We start from the raw sequence: 3,443 nt of genomic DNA, 5'->3' as shown, positions 1-3,443 counted from the left end.
CCCCCCCCCCCGCCTGCACCCGGCCCAGGTGTTCATGGTGCTGCTGGAACTCGACCTCGCCGGCCGCCTCGAGCGCCATGCCGGAGGGAATGTTTCGCTGGTGTTCGGGGAGCCTTCCGTCTGACGCTGTTCGCATTTTCGCGCCGCCGAACTCCTTCGAGAAGCTCGGCGAGGATGGCCTTTTCAGCCGGCTTTCCGCTTTGCCGCGCCTGTGCTCATCTGTTCGACGCCAAGACCGGCCGGCGATTGTAGGGCAAAGGTCTGATATCCCGAGGCAAAGGTCTCAAGCAAAAGTTGGCTCTTGCCACTCGCGTCCGTTGGCACCAATCTCGCTCAGCCGCTCATCGGTGGATGTCGGCATGACAGGATTTTGCCATGACCCGCGATCAGATGCTCGCCCACCTGCGGTCCGCCGATGCCGTCGCGCGCGACACGGCGGCGCATGGGCACCATCCGTTCGGTTGCGTGCTGGTCGGGCCGGACGATCGCGTGCTGATGCGGCAGGGCAATCTCGACACGGTGCGCCATGCCGAGACGGAGCTCGCCCGGCGCGCGGCGGCGGCCTATGAGCCGGAGTTCCTGTGGCAATGCACGCTGGTCTCAACCTTCGAGCCGTGCGCCATGTGCGCCGGTACGATGTATTGGGCCAATATCGGGCGGCTGGTTTACGGGGTCGAGGAGACCGAGCTCCTGGCGCTCACCGGGGATCACGCAGAGAATCCGACGATGAGCCTCTCTTCGCGCACCGTCCTCGACTCCGGTCAGAAAAAGATCGAGGTCTTTGGCCCCTTCCCCGAAATCGCCGACGAGTTGCTCGCACCGCACCGCGATTTCTGGAAGCGTTGACGGCTTCCCCGCCCGTTGTGGTGTGCCCTTCCCGAGAGATGGGTGACAGTTCATCGGGTGGATTTGGTGAGCGCGATGGGATTCGAACCCATGACCTACTGATTAAAAGGGCTGTCTGGCGTTACATCATGAACGCAATGGACAGTATGAACGCGCGTGAGGCCGTCGAACTGTGGGAAAGGCCCGTTAATTGCGTTCCTCGCTGTTTCATATTGTTCAGTCGTGATAAACCCCGGGCCGAACCCCGAGCATTTTTCTGGCTTGAATTATCAGTAGGTTTCAATTGGCCCGGCAGCGCATCAATTTCACAGACAAATTTGTCGGCTCGCTGACCGTAGAGAAGCGCACGGACTATTGGGATGACAAGGTGCGCGGGCTGGTGCTTCGCGTCAATCCTACAGGGATTAAAACCTGGACCGTCATTTACAGCCGCGAGAGCGACGGCGCCCGCCAGCGCGTGACCCTCGGCCGCTATCCCGCAATCACGTTGGAGCGGGCCAGGGCGAAGGCGCTGAAGGCCATGAGCGCCGTCGCCGAGGGCGAAGACCCTGCGGAACGCAAACGCGTTGCACGCGCCTCCCTGACGGTCGAGGAGCTCGGCGGGATCTACATCGACAAATATGCCAAGCGCCAGAAAAAGACATGGGCCGAAGATGAGCGGATCCTGAAACGGGAGGTCTATCCCTCCGTCGGCAAAATGAAGGCGTCGGCCGTCAAGCGTCGCGACGTGCTCGACATCATCGACGCGAAGGCGGATGCCGGCAAAGGCGCGGCCTCAACCAATATCCTTGCCGTGGTGCGCAAGCTGTTCAATTGGGCGGTCGACAGCGACTATCTCGTCTCGTCGCCAGTGGTGGGCGTAAAGCCGCGCAGCAAGCCCGTCAGGCGCGAGCGCGTGCTTTCCGATGTCGAACTCAAGGGTTTGTGGCGAGCGCTGTTCGTGGCCGGACTGAGCCCGGCTGTGGCCGATATCCTCCGACTGCTGATGCTGACTGGACAGCGCAGCGGAGAGGTAGCCGGCATGATGCGGTCCGAGGTCGACATCGCCGCGGCGAGCTGGGTCATTCCAAGGGAGCGGACCAAGAACGGGATTGAGCATGCAGTTCCGCTGTCTGCCCCTGCCCTTGCCATCATCGAGGCGGCAATCCTTCGCACCGACAAGGACGAGCCGGACGCGCCATTGTTCAGTCGCACCGGGCAGCCGATCGAGAGCAATGCCGTTGCCCAGGCAACCCGCCTGAAACTGCAGTTCAGCAATCAGCAATGGTCGCCGCACGACATTCGCCGGACCGTCGCAACTGGCATGGCGGAGCTAGGAGTCGCGCCGCATATCGTTGAGGCGTTGCTCAATCATGTCAGTGGTTTTCGGGCAGGCGTTGCCGGGGTTTACAATCGGGCGAAATACGAGCCAGAAAAGCGAGCGGCAATGACGTTATGGGCGGAACATCTCAGTAGGTTGAACAAATAACCCCCCGTGAACAAAATAGGCCTGTGGAAACCACATAAAACCGGGTATCCACAGGCTTGACTCGTTGTTTTTGGGAAAATTTGGCATAGTATGAGTGTTACCTAAATTTTCGAAGGTAACGCCCTTGCCCCAGACTCAGTCTCCAGCAAAACGCCTGATTAATCAGCGCGAGGCTTGCGCGCGCACCAGCCTATCGCGCACCGCGATCTGGCTTCGCGTGAAGGCCAAAACATTCCCCCAGCCTGTCCGGCTCGGCGATGGCAGCCGCATCGCGTACGTCGAGCACGAGGTTGAAACGTGGATCGATCAGCAGATCGCTCATCGCGACGAGGTGGCAGCCTGATGGATGCAACACCTCCAGAACATGAAAGCTCCGCACGGATCGACATTGCCGTTCAATGGCTAATAGAAACACCTCGCCACCAACGGCCGACGGGAACGATCCCTGCCCTTCGTGAGCGGTTCGGACTTTCGACCATGGAAGCAGTGACTTCTGTGCGGGAATTTAATCTCAGAATGGCGAGGGCTGCATGACGGCCGCAAAGCAAAACCGCCGGCCTGGGGACACAGGACCGGCGGCGGGGGATCAGGATATTACACAGGGACGGCAAGGAATATATTCCGATGAGGCCGCCCATGCAAGTTTGCCAGCACTCCTTACCGCCGAGCTCGGCCGTTTATTCCAGGCCGGGTTTTCGCTCCTGCCACTTGGCGGCGACGACGGCAAAAAGCCTATTGTTGCGTTCAAGGATCGTAGCCGCCTTCCTCTCGGCCTCGTCGTCAACCGGATGGCCGGCGCCGGCAGCAACACCTTCGGCATTCGGCTCGAGGGTTTGCTCGTCGTCGACGTCGACACCGACACACCGAAGGCTCGGGCCTATGTCGAGATGCGTTTCGGCACCTCCCCTGTCTCTACCAAGACGAGCCGTGGGTTTCACCTCTACTTCCGGCACAACGGGTCTAAGCCACCGTCCGTTGACCGACCCGATATCAAGATCGACTTTAAGGCTGGCGGGAACGAGTTTGTCGTCGGCGCCCATTCAGAGCGACCGGACGGCTCGATCTATTGGCCGATCGGAAAGCTTGTATCCTTTTCGGGCCTTCCGGAACTTTTCGACCGTGAGGTGCC

5 protein-coding genes are annotated in these 3,443 nt (G+C 60.5%); all 5 read left to right on the top strand.

Translation table 11 applies throughout. The annotated features are described in order from the left end of the window. A partial coding sequence (locus EOD15_RS37375; RefSeq protein ID WP_164763247.1) for a hypothetical protein occupies positions 1-124 on the top strand: 124 nt, incomplete at its 5' end. A gap of 251 nt (positions 125-375) precedes the next feature. After that, the gene (locus EOD15_RS31070) at positions 376-846 is read left to right on the top strand and encodes a nucleoside deaminase (protein WP_127322545.1); all 471 of its coding nucleotides are present in this window, start codon (positions 376-378) and stop codon (positions 844-846) included. A gap of 283 nt (positions 847-1,129) precedes the next feature. Continuing rightward, the gene (locus EOD15_RS31065) at positions 1,130-2,314 is read left to right on the top strand and encodes a site-specific integrase (protein ID WP_127322546.1); all 1,185 of its coding nucleotides are present in this window, start codon (positions 1,130-1,132) and stop codon (positions 2,312-2,314) included. Between the two features lie 124 nt (positions 2,315-2,438). Then, positions 2,439-2,657: an AlpA family phage regulatory protein gene (locus EOD15_RS31060; RefSeq protein WP_245463816.1), complete on the top strand. Its 219-nt coding sequence runs from the start codon at positions 2,439-2,441 to the stop codon at positions 2,655-2,657. A 187-nt stretch (positions 2,658-2,844) separates the two neighbouring features. Continuing rightward, positions 2,845-3,443: bifunctional DNA primase/polymerase (locus tag EOD15_RS31050; RefSeq protein ID WP_148129720.1), on the top strand; the 599-nt coding region annotated here is incomplete at its 3' end.

The sequence above is a fragment of the Mesorhizobium sp. M7A.T.Ca.US.000.02.2.1 genome (genome assembly GCF_003996995.1).
Classification (GTDB): Bacteria; Pseudomonadota; Alphaproteobacteria; order Rhizobiales; family Rhizobiaceae; genus Mesorhizobium.
The sequence above is the reverse complement of the archived record's forward strand: the minus strand, read 5'-3'. Positions and strand labels throughout refer to the sequence as shown.